We start from the raw sequence: 18,709 nt of genomic DNA, 5'->3' as shown, positions 1-18,709 counted from the left end.
TGGCGGGCGCCAGTGTACGCGCGCCCGAGCGTCAAGATGTTGCCAGACAACAGCGATTAAAGTGCAAACGTGCGCTGGGGAAACGCCGAAGAAGCGGCGCGAGCGCAGGCAGGTCACGCGAGAATGGCGCGCAGGCAGCGCAGCGTACATCAGGACGTGAGCAAGCCGAGCCGCGCCCGCGTGCGCGATACCGAACGGAGTCGCTTATTCAGCGTCTTCCGCCGCAACCTCGACGAGACAGTCATAGAACGTCGGCGCGCGGCCGAGGTCGGTGAGGCGCTGGCTGGTCAGCTCGTTGACGTTGGTGCCTTCGCGGCCGAGCTTGCGCCACCACACGCCGAGGCCGACGACGACGCCGGGCCGCGCTCGCTCGCTGACGTGCGCGGTGCAGACATAGCGGCCGCGGTCGTTCCAGACGCGCACGCGCGCGCCGTCGGCGATGCCGCGCGGCCGCGCGTCGTCCGGATGCAGTTCGAGCAGCGGCTCGCCCTCGATGCTGCGCAGGCTCTGCACGTTGACGAAGGTGGAGTTCAGGAAGTGGCGCGCCGGCGGCGAGATCATCGCCAGCGGATAGCGCGCCGCGAGTTCGGGTGCCGACGCGCGCGATTCGTAATTCGGAACGTACTCGCCACCGAGCTGCGCGCGGCCGCTGCGCGTCGGGAAGCCGCCATGCGCGAACGGCGCGTCGGCGATCGGCAGCTGCAACCAGCCTTCGCGATCGAGGCGCTCGAAGTCCACGCTGCGACCGAAGGCCTTGCGGCCGATGTCGACGTCGCTCTCGGCAAAGCAGGGCTCGTCGAAGCCGAGCCGCGCGGCGAGGCCACGGAAGATTTCGGTGTTCGGCCGCGCCTCGCCGAGCGGCGCGATCGCCGGATGATTGACCAGCACCGAGGTGTGGCCGTAGCTCTTGTGCACGTCGAAGTGCTCGAGCTGCGTCGTCGCCGGCAGCAGGTAGTCGGCGTAGTCGGCGGTATCGGTCCGGAAATGTTCGAGCACGACGGTGAACAGATCCTCGCGCGCAAAGCCGGCGACGACCTCGCGCGACTGCGGCGCGACCGCGACCGGATTGCTGTTGTAGACGATCAGCGCCTCGATCTTCGGACCGAACGCCGGCGAGGCCTCGCGCAGCAGATCGGCGCCGATCGTGCTCATGTTGATCGTGCGCGGCGTGCGCGCGCCGAGTAGGTCGGGACGTTCGAGCGCCATCGTGTCGACCGGATGCCAGCCGGAGGCCGACAGCAGCAGGCCGCCGGCGCGGTCGCGCCACGCGCCGATCAGGCACGGCAGCGCGGTGATCAGGCGCACGGCGTTGCCGCCGCCGCGCACGCGCTGCATGCCGTAGTTCACGCGGATCGCCGCCGGCGCGAGCGTCGCGTAGTCGCGCGCCAGACCGCGCACGACTTCGGCCGCGATGCCGCAGGTCTCGGCGACGCGCTGCGGCGGCCACTGCAGCGCGCGTTCGCGCAGTTCGGCCCAGCCGTCGGTGTGGCGCTCGATGTAGTCGGGGTCGAGCCAGTCGTTGACGATCAGCTCGTGCATCAGGCCGAGCGCCAACGCGCCGTCGGTGCCCGGCAGCAGCGCGATGTGCTGGTGGCACTTGTCGGCGGTCTCGGTGCGGCGCGGGTCGATGCAGATCAGCTTCGCGCCGCTGCGCTTGGCCTGCTGCGCGATGCTCCAGAAGTGCAGGTTCGAGGCGATGCTGTTGCTGCCCCAGATCAGGATCAGCTTCGACTCGGCGAAGTACTCGACGCGCATGCCGACGCTGCGCCCGTAGCTGAGCGCCAGCGCCGTGGCACCGGCGCTCGCACAGATCGTGCGGTCGAGACGCGAGGCACCGAGCCTGTTGAAGAAGCGCGCGGCCATGCTCTCGCCCTGCACGAGGCCCATGGTGCCGGCGTAGCTGTACGGCACGATGGCTTCGGGATCTCGGGCCGCGATCGCCGCGAGCTTCGCGGCGACGTCGCCGAGCGCCTCATCCCAGCTCACGCGCTCGAAACGGCCGCTGCCTTTCGGGCCGACGCGCTTCAGCGGATGCAGCAGGCGCTCCGGGTGATACGTGCGCTCGGTGTAGCGCGAGACCTTCGTGCACAGCGCGCCGCGCGTCGTCGGATGGTCCGGATCGCCCTGCACCTTCACCGCGCGACCGTTCTCGACCGTCACCCGCATCGCGCAGGTGTCCGGGCAGTCGTGCGGGCAGGCAGCTTTGACGACGGTCGTGGTCATGGCAGGCGACGGCAATACGGAAGCATCAGTGTAAGGCGGCAGAAACAAAAGGGCCGCGCGGTGTGCGGACACCGCGCGGCCCTGGGACGCCCTTGGTGAGGCCGGCCCGGCTCAGCTCTTGGCGCGCGACTCCAGCATCGCCACCGCCGGCAGGGTCTTGCCTTCGAGGAATTCGAGGAAGGCGCCGCCGCCGGTGGAGATGTAGCCGATCTTGTCGGCGACGTGGAACTTGTCGATCGCCGCCAGCGTGTCGCCGCCGCCGGCGAGCGAGAACGCGCTGCTCTGCGCGATCGCCTCGGCGAGCGCCTTGGTGCCTTCGGCGAAGGCGTCGTACTCGAACACGCCGACCGGGCCGTTCCAGACGATCGTGCCGGCGCTGCGCAGCTGCGCGGCGAGCTTGGCGCGCGTCTTCGGGCCGATGTCGAGGATCATCTCGTCGTCTTCGACCTCGTCGACCTTGCGGATCACGGCGTGCGCCTCGGCCGAGAACTCGGTCGCGCAGACCACGTCCTCCGGCAGCGGGATGTCGCCGCCGCGCGCCTGGATCTTGGCACGGATCGCTTTGGCGGTATCGAGCATGTCCTTCTCGCACAGCGACTTGCCGACGCTGAAGCCGGCGGCGGCGAGGAAGGTGTTGGCGATGCCACCGCCGATGATCAGCTGGTCGGCGACGTCGGCGAGGTTGTTGAGCAGATCGAGCTTGGTCGACACCTTGCTGCCGCCGACGATGACGGCGAGCGGCCGCTTCGGCTGCGCCATGGCCTTGCCGAGCGCGTCGAGCTCGGCCGCGAGCAGCGGGCCGGCGCAGGCGACCGGCGCGAACTTCGCCACGCCGTGCGTCGAGGCCTCGGCGCGGTGCGCGGTGCCGAACGCGTCCATCACGTAGACGTCGCACAGCGCCGCCATCTTCTTCGACAGCGTCTCGTCGTCTTCCTTCTCGCCCTTGAGGAAGCGCGTGTTCTCGCCGAGCACGATCTGGCCCGGCTCCAGCGCCAGGCCGTCGATCCAGTTCGAGACCAGCGGCACGGTGCGCTCGAGCTTGTCCGACAGCCAGGCGGCGACCAGCGTCAGCGACGCGTCCGGGTCGAGCTTGCCGGCTTTCGGCCGGCCGAGATGCGAGACGACGAGCACCGAAGCGCCCTTGTCGAGCGCGAGCTTGAGCGTCGGCAGCGACGCGCGCAGGCGCGCGTCGGAAGTGATGCGGCCGTTGTGGACCGGCACGTTGAGGTCCTGGCGGATCAGCAGGCGCTTGCCGGCGAGATCGAGATCGGACATGCGGAGAACATTCATGACCTGCTCCGTTTGCAGATTCCTGGAAAAGAAAAGCCCCGCATGAACGGGGCTTTCCGGATGATGCAGCGCGTTACTTGGCGGCGACGACGCGCGCCATCTCGAGGCACTTGTTGGAGTAGCCCCACTCGTTGTCGTACCAGCTGACGAGCTTGACGAAGGTCGGGTCGAGCGCGATGCCGGCGCTGGCGTCGAAGATCGAGGTGCGCGCATCGCCGCGGAAGTCGGTGGCGACGACGGCGTCCTCGGTGTAGCCGAGGATGCCCTTCAGCGCGCCTTCGGACTGCGCCTTCATCTCGGCCTTGATCTCTTCGTACGAGGCCGGCTTTTCCAGCTCCGCCGTCAGGTCGACGACCGAGACGTCCGAGGTCGGCACGCGGAAGCTCATGCCGGTCAGCTTCTTGTTCAGCGACGGGATGACGACGCCGACGGCCTTCGCCGCGCCGGTCGACGACGGGATGATGTTCTCGAGGATGCCGCGGCCGCCGCGCCAGTCCTTGTGGCTCGGACCGTCGACGGTCTTCTGCGTCGCGGTCGTGGCGTGCACGGTCGTCATCAGGCCGCGCTTGATGCCCCACTTGTCGTGCAGCACCTTGGCGAGCGGCGCGAGGCAGTTCGTCGTGCACGAGGCGTTGGAGATGATCGCCTGGCCGGCGTAGGTCTTGTCGTTGACGCCGTAGACGAACATCGGCGTGTCGTCCTTCGACGGCGCCGACATGATGACCTTCGGCGCGCCGGCGTCGATGTGCTTCTGCGCGGACGCCTTGTCGAGGAACAGGCCGGTCGACTCGATGACGACATCGACGCCGAGCTCGTTCCACTTCAGGTTGGCCGGATCGCGCTCCTGCGTCAGGCGCACCTTCTTGCCATTGACCAGCAGCGCGCCGCCTTCGACGGCGACCTCGCCCTTGAAGTGGCCGTGCACGGAGTCGTACTTCAGCATGTAGGCGAGGTAGTCCGGCTCCAGCAGATCGTTGATGCCGACGATCTCGATGTCCTTGAAGTTCTGCACCGCGGCGCGCAGCACGTTGCGGCCGATGCGGCCGAAGCCATTGATTCCCACCTTGACTGCCATGATCTGCTTCCTCGTGGTGAAAGAGACGGATGCCGCCGGCCGCCTGTCAGCGAGCGCCGCGGCCGCCGCGGAAAAACCCGGGGGGCGATTTTAGCAACACTGGGCGGTCCGGTTCCTGTGCGGAAGGCCCCGATGCGCTGCGCTCCCCCGTTCGGGTGCCGAGCCGGTTCAGCGCGCCAGCAGCGCTTCGACGCGCTCGACGACGTGCTCGACCGTGAAACCGAAGTACTTGAAGACCGCCGCCGCCGGCGCCGATTCGCCGAAGCGGTCGAGGCCGACGACGTCGCCGTCGAGCCCGACGTAGGCGCGCCAGTAGTTGGTGACGCCGGCCTCGATGGCCAGGCGCTTGCGCAGTTCCGGCGGCAGCACGGTGTCGCGGTAAGCGGCGTCCTGCTGCGCGAAGACCTCGGCGCAGGGCATCGACACCACGCGCACGGCGCGGCCCTGCTCGGCGAGGCGCTTGGCGGCGCCGACCGCGAGCTGCACTTCCGAGCCGGTGGCGACGATCAGCGCTTCCGGCGCCGTCTTCGGCTCCCACAGCACGTAGCCGCCGCGCGCCACGTCGGCCTGCTGCTGCTCGCTGCGCGGCTGCACGTCGACGTTCTGGCGCGTCAGCGCCAGCGCGGTCGGGCCGTTGTCGCGCTCGATCGCGGCGCGCCAGGCGACCGCCGTCTCGTACTGGTCGGCCGGGCGCCAGACGTGGACGTTCGGGATCAGGCGCAGCGAGGCGACCTGCTCGACCGGCTGGTGGGTCGGGCCGTCCTCGCCGAGGCCGATCGAGTCGTGCGTCAGCACGAAGATGCTGCGCTGGCGCATCAGCGCCGCCATGCGGATCGCGTTGCGCGCGTAATCCGAGAACACCAGGAAAGTGCCGCCGAACGGAATCAGGCCGCCGTGCAGCGCCATGCCGTTCATCGCCGCCGCCATCGCGAACTCGCGGACGCCGTAGTTGATGTAGTTGCCGGCCAGCTTGCCGTGGCGCAGCGCGACGTGGCCCTTGAAGTCGGTGCCGTTCGATTCGGACAGGTCCGCCGAGCCGCCGATCAGCTCCGGCAGCTTGGCGGCGATCGCATCGAGCACGGCCTTGCTGGCCTTGCGCGTGGCGTTCGGCTTGTCGGCGCGGGCGGCGTCGGCGAGTGCGGCGCCGATCGTCTGCGTCCAGTCGGCTGGCAGTTCGCCGCGCATGCGGCGCTCGAACTCGGCGGCGTCGGCCGGGAACTTCGCGGCGTAGTCCTTGAACAGCGCATTCCAGGCCTGCTCGCGCGCGGCACCGCGGGTCCTGGCGTCCCAGCCGGCGCGGACGTCGGCCGGAACCTCGAACGGCGCGTGCGACCAGCCGAGCTTCTCGCGCGTCAGCGCCACTTCGGCCTCGCCCAGCGGCGAGCCGTGCGACGACTCCTTGCCCTGTTTGTTCGGCGAGCCGAAGCCGATGACGGTCTTGCAGCAGATCAGCGTCGGCTTGGCGGTTTCGGCGCGCGCCGTCTCCAGCGCCTTTTTCACTTCCGCCGGGTTGTGGCCGTCAACGTTGCGCACGACCTGCCAGCCGTAGGCCTCGAAGCGCGCCGGCGTGTCGTCGCCGAACCAGGCGCCGACCTGCCCGTCGATCGAAATGCTGTTGTCGTCGTACAGCACGATCAGCTTGCCGAGGCCCAGCGTGCCGGCCAGTGAGCAGGCCTCGTGCGAGATGCCTTCCATCAGGCAGCCGTCGCCGACGAACACGTAGGTGTGATGGTCGACGACGTTGAGGCCGTCACGGTTGTAGCGCGCGGCCAGCACGCGCTCGGCGATCGCCATGCCGACGGCGTTGGCCAGACCCTGGCCGAGCGGGCCGGTCGTGGTCTCGACGCCCGGCGTCACGAAGTTCTCCGGATGGCCCGGCGTCTTGCTCTTGAGCTGGCGGAAGTTCTTCAGCTCCTCGAGCGGCAGGTCGTAGCCGCTCAGGTGCAGCAGCGCGTACAGCAGCATCGAGCCGTGGCCGTTGGAGACGACGAAACGGTCACGGTTGGCCCATTTCGGGTTCGCCGGATTGTGCGAGAGAAAGTCATTCCACAGCACTTCGGCGATGTCGGCCATGCCCATCGGCATGCCGGGGTGACCGATGTTGGCTTTCTGGACGGCATCCATCGCCAGCGCGCGAATGGCGTTGGCGAGTTCGAAACGGGTCGGCATGACGCACCGGGGGCAGGCAAAAAGGGGGCGTATTGTCCGGGTTTGGCCGGGCGCGGGCAAGAAATCAGCAGCGGCGGCCGCGCCGCAGCGGCCGCCGCGCCGATCCCGCCGTCATTTCGAGCGCGCGACGCGCCAGCGCAGGCCGTGCGGCGCTTCGAGGCGCTCGCCGCCCAGCGAGGGCCACAGCAGGCTGTGCGCGACGTCCTCGGCCGCCGGCTTGCTGAAGTCGCAGACGCCGTCCGGGAAGATCGCGCGCAGTTCGGCGAGCTGCGCGTCGTCGAGCTTGCCGTCGTAGTCGGCCGGGTCGATGGCCTTGAGCTGGCAGCGGATGATGTCGTCGCTCATCGGCATGCCGGCGACCATGCGCGGCGTGCGCACCACCGGCAGCGCCAGGCCGCAGACGCCGGCGTCGCGGCCGTCGAGCCCGAAATCCTCGGCAATGTTGACGCGCAGCGGCACGTCGATGCTGAAGCCGGGCACCAGCTCGTACAGCGGCGCCACGCTCGGCAGCAGCGGCAGCTGCGCGAGGCCCAGCGGCAGCAGGATCGCGTCCGGCAGTTCGAGCCGGCCGCCGACCGTGCCGAACACGCAGTGGTCGTTCGCCGCCGCCGGCTTGGCGGCGGTCACCGCCGCCACATGGGCGGCGCCGGCATCGGCGCTGTACGGCGGCTGCATCGTCTCGAGCGTGTCCAGCCACTGTTCGACGACCGGATAGCCGTCGGCCTGGGTGACGACGCCGCGCCAGATGCCCTGCGTCGCCGTCTGGCCGCTGTATTTGTCGAGGCGCGCGCGCACCGTGAACGGCCGCACCGATTCGTGGATGTTGGCGACCGGGATCAGATCGAGGTACGGCGCATGATCGAGTACCGGCGTCTCGGCCAGCGCGCCGCGACCGATCACGCCGCCGATGCGATAGGCGATCTGCGCCAGCTCCGGCGCCATGCGCATGCGCTCGTCGATGTAGTCGCCGTCGATGCCGAAGCCGCCGATGTGGCGGTTGACGTCGAGGAACTGCGCGGCCGAGATCGTGCCGTCGCGCAGCGCCTGCAGGCCGTACTGCACGCCGGTGTTGTCGAGCGGGCGGCGCGCGAAGCCGGTCTTCGGATCGCGGCCGAAGATGTTGACGTTGCCGTCCTGCAGCGTGCAGCGCGCGCCTTGCGGATTGGTCTGCGCGTCATAGCGGATGTCCTCGGGCACCGCGCCGTCGCAGCCGCGCTTCGGATCGAGCAGCGGCAGGAAGGCGTCGACCCAGGACGCGCAGATCGAATTCAGCGGCGTGCCGGACAGCAGGTTGTGGCCGTCGACCGCGGCTTTCTGCGTCACCGACCAGTCGAGCGTCGTGGTCGCGTAGTAATGCTCGAGCAGGCCGCAGTCGCCGACCGTCATCGCCGTGCTGAGGATGTCGGCGAAGGTCGCGGTCGGCATCGCCGCGCTGAGCAGGCCCGGCGCATTGTTGATGGCGTTGTACTGCTGCAGCGCCGCGCCGGAGCCGTTGGTGCCGACCACGCGCGCGACCACGCCGTAGTGATCGCCGATGTACTCCTTGGTCATCATCGCCGTTTCGAGGCTGACCATCGGATTGCAGTGGTTGCCGAACGCGCTGAGCGTGTTGTGCACGATCAGGTCGCCCTTGCCGAGACGGTCGGCGATGCCGACCAGATTGATCAGCAGGTTGTCGGCCGAAATCTTGCTCAGGTCGAAGGCGCCGAGCACGTAGTTCGGCGTGCTGACGCCCTGCTGGTAGCCGGGCCCGCAGGACTCGCCGAACACGTAGTAGACGCCGTGGTTCCATTGGCCGGCGGCGAACGGCGCGTCGGCGCCGCGCGCGGCCGGATCGTCGAGCACCGCCAGGCGCGCGATGCCGCGGTTGATTGTCGTGCTTTCGATGCGCACGACGAAGGGCACGTCGCGGCCGTCGCGCGTCACCGTGCGGATCACGTCGGCCGGGTACGCCGCGTACGGATCGTCGAGCGGCTCGAAGCCCTGCGTCCGCGCCGAGCGATAGACCCACTGCAGCTGCGTGGCGACCGTGCAGTCGGCGTCGAGCGGCGCGCCGAGCCCGGCGTCCTCGCCGCGGCAGATGAACGGCGTCTGGTGCGGCCCCGAGATCATCGGCCCGCTCAGCGGGTGGTTGCGCACCGTCAGCACCACGCGGCGCACGCCGAGCGGCCCGTCGACGGTCGCGGCGATGGTGTTGGCGCCGTCGGCGAGGCCGTCGACCAGCCCCTGCGCCTCGCCGTCGCCGACGCGCGTGAAGGCGGCGCTGATGTCGGTGCCGCCGCGCGTCACCGTATAAGTGTCGCCGGCACTCAGGCCGCGCAGCGCGACGCGGACGTCGCCGCCGCTGACGGCGTCGGGCAGCGTCGACAGCGTCAGCAGCTCGACCTGCCCCGGCGTCAGCGGCGGCGTCTTCAGCGTGTGGAAATCGGCGTCGACCTCGGCGCCGGTCTCGGCCGACGGATCGCTGCGGCCGCAGGCCGACAGCAGCAACAGCAAACCGGCGGCCAGACCGGCCGCCCTGCGCGCGTGCATCATGTCCTCTCCCCCGTCGTCTTTTCGTGGTCCGTCTCTGTGGGCGGACGGGACCATCGTAGTCGCCGGCCGCGGCGACGGCACCGGCATGGGACGGATTTCCTATTCGCGGGCGTCACGAGGCCTTCATCGGCGCCGCCGACGATCGCCACGGGAGGCTCCCCCTATGCGCCCCCGACCCACTGCCCTAGAATATCCGTCTATCCGTATAGGCAGATTGCCGACTCCCCGAGGAATTCCATCGATGTCCGAATACCTGTTCACGTCCGAATCCGTTTCCGAAGGTCATCCCGACAAGGTCGCCGACCAGATCTCGGACGCGGTCCTCGACGCGATCCTCATGCAGGACAAGAAGGCGCGCGTCGCCTGCGAAACGCTGGTCAAGACCGGCGTGGCGATCGTCGCCGGCGAGATCACGACCAGCGCCTGGGTCGACCTCGAAGCGCTGGTGCGCAAGGTCATCACCGACATCGGCTACACCTCGTCGGCGGTCGGCTTCGACGGCGCGACCTGCGGCGTGCTGAACCTGATCGGCAAGCAGTCGCCCGACATCGCCATGGGCGTCGACCGCAAGAAGCCGGAAGAACAGGGCGCTGGCGACCAGGGCCTGATGTTCGGCTACGCCTGCGACGAGACCAAGGAACTGATGCCGGCGCCGATCTACTACTCGCACCGCATCGTCGAGCAGCAGTCGAAGGTGCGCAAAGCGAAGAAGTCGCCGCTGCCGTGGCTGCGCCCGGACGCCAAGAGCCAGGTCACGCTGCGCTACCAGGACGGCGTCGCGGTCGGCCTCGACGCGGTCGTGCTGTCGACCCAGCACGATCCGGACGTCAAGCTGAAGACGCTGCGCGAAGCGGTGATGGAAGAGATCCTCAAGCCGGTGCTGCCGGCCAAGTGGATCAGCAAGAACACCAAGTTCCACATCAACCCGACCGGCAACTTCGTGATCGGCGGCCCGGTCGGCGACTGCGGCCTCACCGGCCGCAAGATCATCGTCGACAGCTACGGCGGCTGGGCCCGTCACGGCGGCGGCGCGTTCTCTGGCAAGGACCCGTCGAAGGTCGACCGCTCGGCCGCCTACGCGGCGCGCTACGTGGCGAAGAACATCGTCGCCGCCGGCCTCGCCTCGAAGTGCGAGGTGCAGGTCAGCTATGCGATCGGCGTCGCCGAGCCGACCTCGATCATGGTCACCACCTTCGGCACCGGCAAGATCAGCGACGTCTCGCTCGAAAAGCTGGTCCGCAAGCACTTCGACCTGCGCCCGTACGGCATCACCAAGATGCTCGACCTCGTGCACCCGATCTACCAGCCGACCGCCGCCTACGGCCACTTCGGCCGCAAGCCGTACCAGGTCAAGCTGGCCGACGGCACGACGGCGACGGCCTTCTCCTGGGAGAAGACCGACCGCGCCGAAGCGCTGAAGGAAGACGCCAAGAAGCTGAAGTAAGGCGCCGCATCGCAGGATCGAAAAGGCCGCCGCAGGGCGGCCTTTTTGTTGGGATGCGCGCCGGGCATTCGCCGCCGCGCGAAGCTTCGCTTCGCAAGCGCCGCAGCCCCAAACAAGCTCGCAGCGGCCATCCGTGGCGGGACTTCATCGCTCGATCATGCCCCGGCCCGGCCATCCCTGGCCGGGCGTTCGCCGCCGCGCGAAGCTTCGCTTCGCAAGCGCCGCAACCCAAAACAAGCTCGCAGCGGCCATCCGTGGCGGGACTTCGTCGCTCGATCATGCCCCGGCCCGGCCATCCCTGGCCGGGCGTTCGCCGCCGCGCGAAGCTTCGCTTCGCAAGCGCGTCGGCTCACCCCGTGTTCTGCAGGCCCTGCGCGACGCCGTTGACCGTCGCCACCAGCGCACGCAGCAACTCCTCGTCCTCCGCGCCGCTCTCTCGCCAGCGCGCGAGCAGATCGACCTGCAGCAGGTTGATCGGATCGACATAGGGATTGCGCAGGCGGATCGACTGCGCGAGGCGCGCGTCGCCGGCGAGCAGGCGCTCGGCCTGCTTGATGCGCAGCACCCAGTGCACGGTGCGCTCGAACTCGCCGCGCACGCGCGCGAAGAACGGCTCGTGCAGGGCGCCGGCGAGGCGCGAGTACTGCTCGGCGACGTCGAGGTCGCACTTGGCGAGCACCATGTCGACGTCGTCGAGCATCGTGCTGAAGAACGGCCAGTCGCGCGCCATTTCCAGCAGCCGCGCCTCGCCGAAGCGTGCCGCCGCCTGCTCGAGTCCGGTGCCGAGCCCGTACCAGCCGGTGATGATCGCGCGGCACTGGGTCCACGCGAACACCCAGGGAATCGCGCGCAGCGACTCGACGCCCTGCATGGTGCCGCGCCGCGACGGCCGCGAGCCGAGCGTCATGCGCTCGATGACGTCGATCGGCGTCGCCGTGCGGAAATAGTCGACGAAGCCCGGCGCGTCGACGAACTCGCGATAGGCGCCGCGCGAGGCCTGCGCGACGAGCGCGACGGTTTCCTTCCAGCCGGCCTCGCGCGCGTCCGGCGCGCGCGGCACGAGCGTGGCGCGCAGCGTCGCCGACACCGCGCGCTCCAGTTCGCGCAGCGCCAGTGCGCGAATTCCGTATTTGCGATGAATCACTTCGCCCTGCTCGGTGACGCGCAGCACGCCGCCGACCGAGCCGCGCGGACTGGCGTTGAGCGCCGTCGAGATGCGACCGCCACCGCGGCTCGCCGAACCGCCGCGGCCGTGGAAGAAGCTCAGCGCCACGCCGGCACCGTGCGCGACTTCCAGCAGTTCGACCTGCGCGCGCTGCAGGCCCCAGCGCGAGGCCACCGTGCCGCCGTCCTTGCCGCTGTCCGAATAGCCGAGCATGACGATCTGGCGGTTGCCGCGCGCCGCCAGATGCGCGCGGTAGAGCGGATCGGCAAACAGCGCGCGCAGCGTCGCCGGACCGCTCTGCAGATCGTCGACGGTCTCGAACAGCGGCGCGACGTCGAGCGGCACGGCGCCGCGCGGGTCGACGAGACCGCCGTGGCGCGCCAGCGCCAGCACCGCGAGCACGTCGGCCGGGCGCTGCGCCATGCTGATGATGTACAGGCCAGTCGCCTCGCGGCCGTAGATTTCCTGACTCTCGGCGAGCTGCGCGAACACGGCGCGCGTGCGCTGCGCGACCGGCTCCGGCGTCGCGCCGAACACCGCGCTGCGGCCGGCGTAGGGCCGCAGCAGCGCGGCCTGCTCGGCGGCGCTGCGCTGCGCCCACTGCGGATCGCCGAGCAGCGCGGCGAGCGCCTGCGCGTGCACGCGCGAATCCTGGCGCACGTCCAGGCGCGCCAGATGGAAGCCGAAGGTGCGCGCGCGCCACAGCAGACGGCGTACCGCGAACCAGCCGGCATGCACGCCCTTGTTCGCGCGCAGCGAATCGGCAGCGAGGCGGATGTCGGCAATGAATTCGTCGGCGTCGGCGTAGGCCTCGCCGTCGTCGCGCAGCGTCGCGCGCAGGCGCGCGCGCACCAGCGTGAAGAACACGCGGTACGGCATGTCGGCATGGCGCGGACGGATCGTCGCCGCCGCGCGCGGCAGGCGCGCGCGATAGTCGACGATGCGCAGCGCCAGCGGCTGAGACACCGACACGCGCCGCTCGGTCTGGCTCAGCAGGCTCGCCAGTTCGGCAACTTCGGCGGTATAGCGTTCGAGGATCATCTCGCGCTGGCCGCGCAGCGTCGCCGCGATCGTCTCGGCGCCGACGTTGGGATTGCCGTCCATGTCGCCGCCGACCCAGGACGCGAAGCGCAGCAGCCGCGGCAGCTCGACCTGGATGCCGTAGACCTGCTGTACGGCGTCCTCGAGCAACTCATAGAGCACCGGCACCACCTGATACAGCGGGCCACCGATGTAGAAGCCGACGTGCTCGAACTCGTCCTGCACCGAAGGCTTGACCGGTGCCGTCTCGCTGGTCTGCCAGCCGGCAGTCAGCGCCATGCGCAGGCGTTCCCAGTCGTGGCGCTCCTCGATCGGCGTGCGCTCCGGATCGAAGCCGCGGATCAGGCAGCGCACGATGTCCTGCTCCTTTTCGAGCAGCGCGCGGCGCACCGCTTCGGTCGGATGCGCGGTGAAGACCGGTTCGACATCCAGCTTCGCGAGCGCGTCGAGCAGTTGCTCGGCGCCGACGCCGGCGTCCTTGATCTGCTGCAGGCCGTCGACCAGGCCGTCGGGCTGCGGCCGGTCGCTGCCGCGCTGATAGTCGCGACGGCGGCGGATGCGGTGCACGCGCTCGCCGATGTTGACGGCCTGGAAGTAGGTCGAGAACGCGCGCGTCAGCGACTCGGCCAGCGACAGCGGCAGCCCGCCGAGCTGCGCGGCCAGCATGCCGGCCGGCTCGCCGCGCTCGCGGCGCGCGATCGCCGCGGTGCGCAGCGTCTCGACGCGGGCGAGAAAGCCGGCGCCAAGCTGCTCGGCGAGCATCTCGCCGACGGTGGCGCCGAGGCGGCGCACGTCCTCGCGCAGGGCGGAATCGGCGCCGGCATCACGGCGACCGGCGGCGGAAAGCGGATCTGGAGTACTCATGGGCGAAGACGCTAGCAAACAGCGTGACAAACCGGCAGCGGCGCAGCCGGCGGAACATATCTCTTTATCCGGATAAGCGGATATACTACCGCCCGCGTTCCCGCCGAGGGGCGCTGCGATCCGCGCCACCACCGGCGGCCGGACCAGGCTCGGCGGACACCGTCAGGTCACGTTCGTGCGGCATACCGTGCCGCCGCCCCGTCCACGGACGGCGGGCCGACGGCATCGTAACGGCGCCCTCCGAACAGACCGACTGCAGCAGGAGCGACGCATGAACGCCCAGATCAAACCCGTGAGCCCGGACTACAAGGTCCGCGACCTTTCGCTGGCCGAACTCGGCCGCAAGCGCATCGGCATGGCCGAGGAGGAAATGCCCGGCCTGATGTCGATCCGCGCCAAGTACGCGCCGTTGCAGCCTTTGCGCGGCGTGCGCCTGACCGGCTCGCTGCACATGACCAAGGAAACCGCCGTGCTGCTCGAGACGCTCGGCGCGCTCGGCGCTTCGGTGCGCTGGGCCTCGTGCAACATCTTCTCGACGCAGGACGATGCCGCCGCCGCGGTCGCCGTCGCCGGCACGCCGGTGTTCGCGTGGAAGGGCGAGACGCTCGAGGAGTACTGGGACTGCACGCTCGACGCGGTCACCCACACCCTGCCCGACGGCACGCTGACCGGCCCGGAACTGGTCGTCGACGACGGCGGCGACGTCACGCTGCTGATCCACAAGGGCTACGAGCTCGAGCAGGGCGACCGCTGGGTCGACACGCCGTCCGACAACCACGAGGTCAAGGTCATCAAGGACCTGCTCAAGCGCGTCGAGAAGGAACGCCCGGGCTTCTGGACGCGCGTCGTCAAGGATTGGCGCGGCGTCTCGGAAGAGACCACGACCGGCGTGCACCGCCTCTACCAGATGAAGGAAGCCGGCAAGCTGCTGGTGCCGGCGATCAACGTCAACGACTCGGTCACCAAGAGCAAGTTCGACAATCTCTACGGCTGTCGTGAATCGCTGGCCGACGGCATCAAGCGCGCCACCGACCTGATGATCGCCGGCAAGGTCGCCTGCGTCTGCGGCTACGGCGACGTCGGCAAGGGCTCGGCGCACTCGCTGCGCGGCCTCGGCGCGCGCGTCATCGTCACCGAGATCGACCCGATCAACGCCCTGCAGGCGGCGATGGAAGGCTTCGAGGTGAAGACCGTCGAAGACACGCTCGGCCTCGCCGACATCTACGTCACGACCACCGGCAACAAGGACATCATCACGCTCGAACACATGCGGGCGATGAAGTCTAACGCGCTGGTCTGCAACATCGGCCACTTCGACAACGAGATCCAGATGGATCGCCTCAACGCCTCCGGCGCCAAGCGCGACACCATCAAGCCGCAGGTCGATCGCTACACCTTCGCCGACACCGGCCGCTCGATCTACATCCTCGCCGAAGGCCGCCTCGTCAATCTCGGCTGCGCGCACGGCCATCCGAGCTTCGTGATGAGCAACTCGTTCTCGAACCAGACGCTCGCGCAGATCGATCTGTGGCAGCACAAGGACGTCTACGAGAAGACCGTCTACCGCCTGCCGAAGAAGCTCGACGAGGAAGTCGCGCGCCTGCACCTCGAACAGATCGGCGTGAAGCTGACGCGTCTGAGCGACGAGCAGGCCGCCTATCTCGGCGTGCCGGTCGACGGCCCGTACAAGCCCGAGCACTATCGTTATTGATGGGGCGTTACTGAGGTGAGCGCGCATCCGGCGAACTGGTCGATCGCCCCGCTGCCGCCGTCCGACACGGCGACGGCGGAGGCGATCATCGACCTGCTGCGCGCGCACAACGCGCCGTATCTCGGCCGCCCGGCGGCGGCGGCGTTGCAGCTCGCGCTGACGAGCGAGGGCCGCCTCGCCGGCGGCCTGCTCGGCCAGTTCCGCAGCCACTGGCTGCACGTCGACATCCTCGTCGTCGCCCCGGAACTGCGCGGCTGCGGCGCCGGTCGCGCGCTGCTGACGCAGGCCGAAGACGCGGCGCGCGAGCGCGGCAGCCACGGCGTTTGGCTCGACACCTTCGACTTCCAGGCGCCGCATTTCTACGAGCACCTGGGCTACACGCGCTTCGGCACGATCGCGGATTTCCACGACGGCCACGCGCGGCACTTCTACCAGAAGCGGTTCTGAATCCGGATTCAGGCGTGAGCACCATCCACTTCTCGTTCGAGCTGTTCCCGCCGCGCACGCCCGAAGGCAGCGCCAAGCTGCCGGCGACCGTCGCGCGGCTGGCGGCACTGCAGCCAGCCTTCTTCTCGGTCACCTACGGCGCCGGCGGCTCCGATCAGGACGGCACCTACGGCACCGTCTGCCAGGTGGTCGCGCAGACCGGCATCGAAACCGCGCCGCACCTGACCTGCGTCGGCTCGACGCGCGACAAGATCGCGGCGCTGCTCGATCGCTACCAGGCGGCCGGCGTACGCCGCATCGTCGCGCTGCGCGGCGACCTGCCGGCGACCGCGACCTCGGCCAGCGCGCCCGGCGAATTCCATTACGCGAACGAACTCGTCGCCTTCATCCGCGAGACGCACGGCGATGCCTTCCAGCTCGAAGTCGCCGCGTACCCCGAGATGCATCCGCAAGCCCGTGATCCGGTACAGGACTTCGAGAGCTTCAGGCGCAAGGTCGAGGCCGGCGCGCACGGCGCGGTCACGCAGTATTTCTACAACGCCGATGCGTACTTCGATTTCGTCGCGCGCTGCGAGCGCGCGAACCTGCGCGTGCCGGTCGTCGCCGGCGTCATGCCGATCACCAACTACGCGCAGCTGATGCGCTTCTCGGCGGCCTGCGGCGCCGAGATCCCGCGCTGGATCCGCTTGCGGCTCGAAGCGCTGCAGGACGACAAGCCGGCGCTGCTCGACTTCGGCCTCGACGTCGTCACGCGCCTGTGCGAGACCCTGCTGAAGAACGGCGCGCCGGGCATCCACTTCTACACGCTGAACCAGGCCGAGCCGACGCTGCGACTGTGGAAGAACCTCGGCCTGCCGGCGACGCAGGATTCCGGCAGCGGCGCACCGCGCTGACGTAGCCGCCGTGCCGCACGGTACCGGCGCACCGCCGCAGCGCGCCGGGCGTGCGTGAATTTCCGGCTGGCCCGCCCCATCCGTTGCTTCTGCATCATGACCGCCACTCCATCCGCTTCGGCCTGGCCGGCGTCGGCCGTCACCTCGGCGCTGATCGCCGCCATCGTCGGCTTCGGCGGCACCGTCGCGCTCATCATCGGCATGGGCCAGCGGCTCGGCGGCACGAGCGCGCAGATCGGCTCCAGCGTCACCGCGCTGTGCCTCGGCATCGGCCTCGCCGGCGCCGTGCTCAGCTGGCGGCTGCGCATGCCGATCGTGCTCGCGTGGTCGACGCCGGGCGCCGCGCTGGTCGCCAGCGCCACCGTCGCCGGCTACGCCGACGCACTCGGCGCGTTTGCGCTGGCCGGTGCGCTGATGAGCCTGCTGGGCCTGGTGCCGGCGCTCGGCCGGCTCGCCGCGCGCATGCCGACGCCGCTCGCCAGCGCGATGCTGGCCGGCGTGCTGCTGCCGTTCTGCCTCGCGCTGTTCCGCAGCGTGCAGCACGAGATGTGGCTGGCGCTGCCGGCGCTGCTGGTGTTCATCGGCGCGCGTCAGCGCCTGCCGACCTATGCGCTGCTGCTGGCGCTGCTCGCGGTCGTGGTGCTGGTGCTGGCCCACGGCGATGCACCGCCGGCGCCCACCGCGCTGCACCTCGGCGCGCTGCAGGCGACGCGGCCGGACTTCGAGCCGCGCACGCTGATCGGCCTCGGCGTACCGCTGTTCCTCGTCACCCTGGCCGCGCAGAACCTGCCCGGCTTCGCGGTGCTGCGCAGCGCCGGCTTCGACGCGCCACCGCGGCCGATCCTGCTCGTCACCGGCCTCGCCTCGCTGCTGCTGGCGCCGTTCGGCGCGCACAGCGTCAATCTGGCGGCGATCACCGCGGCGATCTGCACCGGCGACGATGCTCATCCGGACCGCTGCCAGCGCTGGAAGGTCGGCCTCGTCTATGCCGCGCTGTACGGCGTGCTGGCGCTGTTCTCGGTGCCGCTGGTCGCGCTGTTCCTGGCGCTGCCGGCCGGCGCCATCGCGACGATCGCCGGCCTGGCGCTGCTCGCACCGCTGACCGGCGCGCTGCACAGCATGCTGTCGATCGCCGACGCGCGCGAAGCCGCGGCGCTGACGTTCATCGCCACCGCATCCGGCATCAGTCTGTTCGGCATCGGCTCGGCGTTCTGGGGGCTGGTCGTCGGCTTCGCCGCGCTCGGCGCGCGCCGCCTGCTGCAGCGCTGAAAGGCCCGCGGCACGCGCATGGCGCCCGTTACAATCGCGCCATGAGCCTGTCCCTGGTCCGCATCCTCGATTTCGCCGGCGTCGGCGTGTTCGCCGTGTCCGGCGCACTTGCTGCCGGCCGCAAGCAGCTCGATCTGGTCGGCGTGGTGGTCATCGCCACCGTCACCGCGATCGGCGGCGGCACGCTGCGCGATCTGCTGATGAACCGCACAGTGTTCTGGTTCGCCGATCCGGCGTATCTGATCGCGATCTTCGTCGCCGCGCCGCTGACGATGCTGTACGTAGTCGGCCCTGAACAACCCGCCCGCCCCTTACCCGGCGCGGGCTGAGCACCCTTGAGGCCTTGCCGAATCCTCCAGTTTCCAGTGCAATCGCATTCACTTTCTGGAAGATTTGGAGCGCAGGTTTTCAATGACCACCCCGGACTTTTTCCGCGCCCGGCTGGATGCGATGATCGATCTGCGTCACCCGCTCGCGGTATTGGCAACCCGCATGCCGTGGGCCGAGATCGAATCGGCGCTGGCGCCGTGCTTTGCCCGTCAGGACCGGCAGGGACGCCCGATCGAAGGCCTGGATCTGTTCG

General features: G+C 69.7%; 12 protein-coding genes and 1 pseudogene. 7 read left to right on the top strand and 6 right to left on the bottom strand.

Annotated elements, in window-relative coordinates:
• Positions 1-204 precede the first annotated feature (204 nt).
• The 5 genes from H149_RS0117605 to H149_RS0117585 all read right to left on the bottom strand — a co-directional run bounded on the left by H149_RS0117605 (position 205) and on the right by H149_RS0117585 (position 9,292).
• Positions 205-2,223 carry a molybdopterin-containing oxidoreductase family protein gene (locus H149_RS0117605; protein ID WP_020651095.1) on the bottom strand — a complete coding sequence of 673 codons (2,019 nt, stop codon included), beginning with the start codon at positions 2,221-2,223 and terminating at the stop codon, positions 205-207.
• 111 nt (positions 2,224-2,334) lie between these two features.
• A complete protein-coding gene (locus tag H149_RS0117600) occupies positions 2,335-3,513 on the bottom strand; it encodes a phosphoglycerate kinase (RefSeq protein ID WP_020651094.1) in 1,179 nt (392 codons plus the stop codon).
• A 73-nt stretch (positions 3,514-3,586) separates the two neighbouring features.
• Positions 3,587-4,588: a type I glyceraldehyde-3-phosphate dehydrogenase gene (gene gap, locus H149_RS0117595; RefSeq protein ID WP_020651093.1), complete on the bottom strand. Its 1,002-nt coding sequence runs from the start codon at positions 4,586-4,588 to the stop codon at positions 3,587-3,589.
• A 168-nt stretch (positions 4,589-4,756) separates the two neighbouring features.
• On the bottom strand, positions 4,757-6,757 hold the full coding sequence (gene tkt, locus H149_RS0117590) for a transketolase (protein WP_020651092.1): 2,001 nt from the start codon (positions 6,755-6,757) through the stop codon (positions 4,757-4,759).
• A 111-nt stretch (positions 6,758-6,868) separates the two neighbouring features.
• The gene (locus tag H149_RS0117585; protein ID WP_026353288.1) at positions 6,869-9,292 is read right to left on the bottom strand and encodes a DUF6351 family protein; all 2,424 of its coding nucleotides are present in this window, start codon (positions 9,290-9,292) and stop codon (positions 6,869-6,871) included.
• A 241-nt stretch (positions 9,293-9,533) separates the two neighbouring features.
• On the opposite strand from H149_RS0117585, the gene metK reads away from it, so the two are divergent.
• Positions 9,534-10,736 carry a methionine adenosyltransferase gene (gene metK, locus H149_RS0117580; RefSeq protein WP_020651090.1) on the top strand — a complete coding sequence of 401 codons (1,203 nt, stop codon included), beginning with the start codon at positions 9,534-9,536 and terminating at the stop codon, positions 10,734-10,736.
• Positions 10,737-11,085: 349 nt separating this feature from the next.
• Here metK and ppc read toward each other — a convergent pair whose 3' ends face one another.
• Complete coding sequence (gene ppc, locus H149_RS0117575) at positions 11,086-13,806, bottom strand: phosphoenolpyruvate carboxylase (protein ID WP_020651089.1); 2,721 nt, start codon at positions 13,804-13,806, stop codon at positions 11,086-11,088.
• A gap of 271 nt (positions 13,807-14,077) precedes the next feature.
• On the opposite strand from ppc, the gene ahcY reads away from it, so the two are divergent.
• The 6 genes and pseudogenes from ahcY to H149_RS24145 all read left to right on the top strand — a co-directional run.
• Positions 14,078-15,517, top strand: a complete 1,440-nt coding sequence (gene ahcY / locus H149_RS0117570) for an adenosylhomocysteinase (protein WP_020651088.1) — start codon at positions 14,078-14,080, stop codon at positions 15,515-15,517.
• 15 nt (positions 15,518-15,532) lie between these two features.
• On the top strand, positions 15,533-15,964 hold the full coding sequence (locus tag H149_RS0117565; RefSeq protein ID WP_020651087.1) for a GNAT family N-acetyltransferase: 432 nt from the start codon (positions 15,533-15,535) through the stop codon (positions 15,962-15,964).
• Positions 15,965-15,978: 14 nt separating this feature from the next.
• On the top strand, positions 15,979-16,857 hold the full coding sequence (metF, locus tag H149_RS0117560) for a methylenetetrahydrofolate reductase [NAD(P)H] (RefSeq protein ID WP_020651086.1): 879 nt from the start codon (positions 15,979-15,981) through the stop codon (positions 16,855-16,857).
• Between the two features lie 96 nt (positions 16,858-16,953).
• Positions 16,954-18,126 (top strand): benzoate/H(+) symporter BenE family transporter, encoded by a 1,173-nt coding sequence (locus tag H149_RS0117555; protein WP_020651085.1) that lies wholly within the window; start codon positions 16,954-16,956, stop codon positions 18,124-18,126.
• A gap of 41 nt (positions 18,127-18,167) precedes the next feature.
• Positions 18,168-18,455, top strand: a complete 288-nt coding sequence (locus H149_RS21585) for a trimeric intracellular cation channel family protein (protein ID WP_020651084.1) — start codon at positions 18,168-18,170, stop codon at positions 18,453-18,455.
• Between the two features lie 82 nt (positions 18,456-18,537).
• Positions 18,538-18,709: pseudogene (locus H149_RS24145) on the top strand (IS5/IS1182 family transposase); the annotation flags it as partial.

The sequence above is a fragment of the Solimonas variicoloris DSM 15731 genome (assembly GCF_000382285.1).
Classification (GTDB): Bacteria; Pseudomonadota; Gammaproteobacteria; order Nevskiales; family Nevskiaceae; genus Solimonas; species Solimonas variicoloris.
This window is presented reverse-complemented; position numbering and strand designations above follow the sequence as displayed.

Coding starts and splice junctions, on each gene's coding strand:
- H149_RS0117605 (WP_020651095.1), bottom strand. CDS start 2,223: ATGACCACGACCGTCGTCAAAGCTGCCTGCCCGCACGACTGCCCGGAC.
- H149_RS0117600 (WP_020651094.1), bottom strand. CDS start 3,513: ATGAATGTTCTCCGCATGTCCGATCTCGATCTCGCCGGCAAGCGCCTG.
- gap (WP_020651093.1), bottom strand. CDS start 4,588: ATGGCAGTCAAGGTGGGAATCAATGGCTTCGGCCGCATCGGCCGCAAC.
- tkt (WP_020651092.1), bottom strand. CDS start 6,757: ATGCCGACCCGTTTCGAACTCGCCAACGCCATTCGCGCGCTGGCGATG.
- H149_RS0117585 (WP_026353288.1), bottom strand. CDS start 9,292: ATGATGCACGCGCGCAGGGCGGCCGGTCTGGCCGCCGGTTTGCTGTTG.
- metK (WP_020651090.1), top strand. CDS start 9,534: ATGTCCGAATACCTGTTCACGTCCGAATCCGTTTCCGAAGGTCATCCC.
- ppc (WP_020651089.1), bottom strand. CDS start 13,806: ATGAGTACTCCAGATCCGCTTTCCGCCGCCGGTCGCCGTGATGCCGGC.
- ahcY (WP_020651088.1), top strand. CDS start 14,078: ATGAACGCCCAGATCAAACCCGTGAGCCCGGACTACAAGGTCCGCGAC.
- H149_RS0117555 (WP_020651085.1), top strand. CDS start 16,954: ATGACCGCCACTCCATCCGCTTCGGCCTGGCCGGCGTCGGCCGTCACC.
- H149_RS21585 (WP_020651084.1), top strand. CDS start 18,168: ATGAGCCTGTCCCTGGTCCGCATCCTCGATTTCGCCGGCGTCGGCGTG.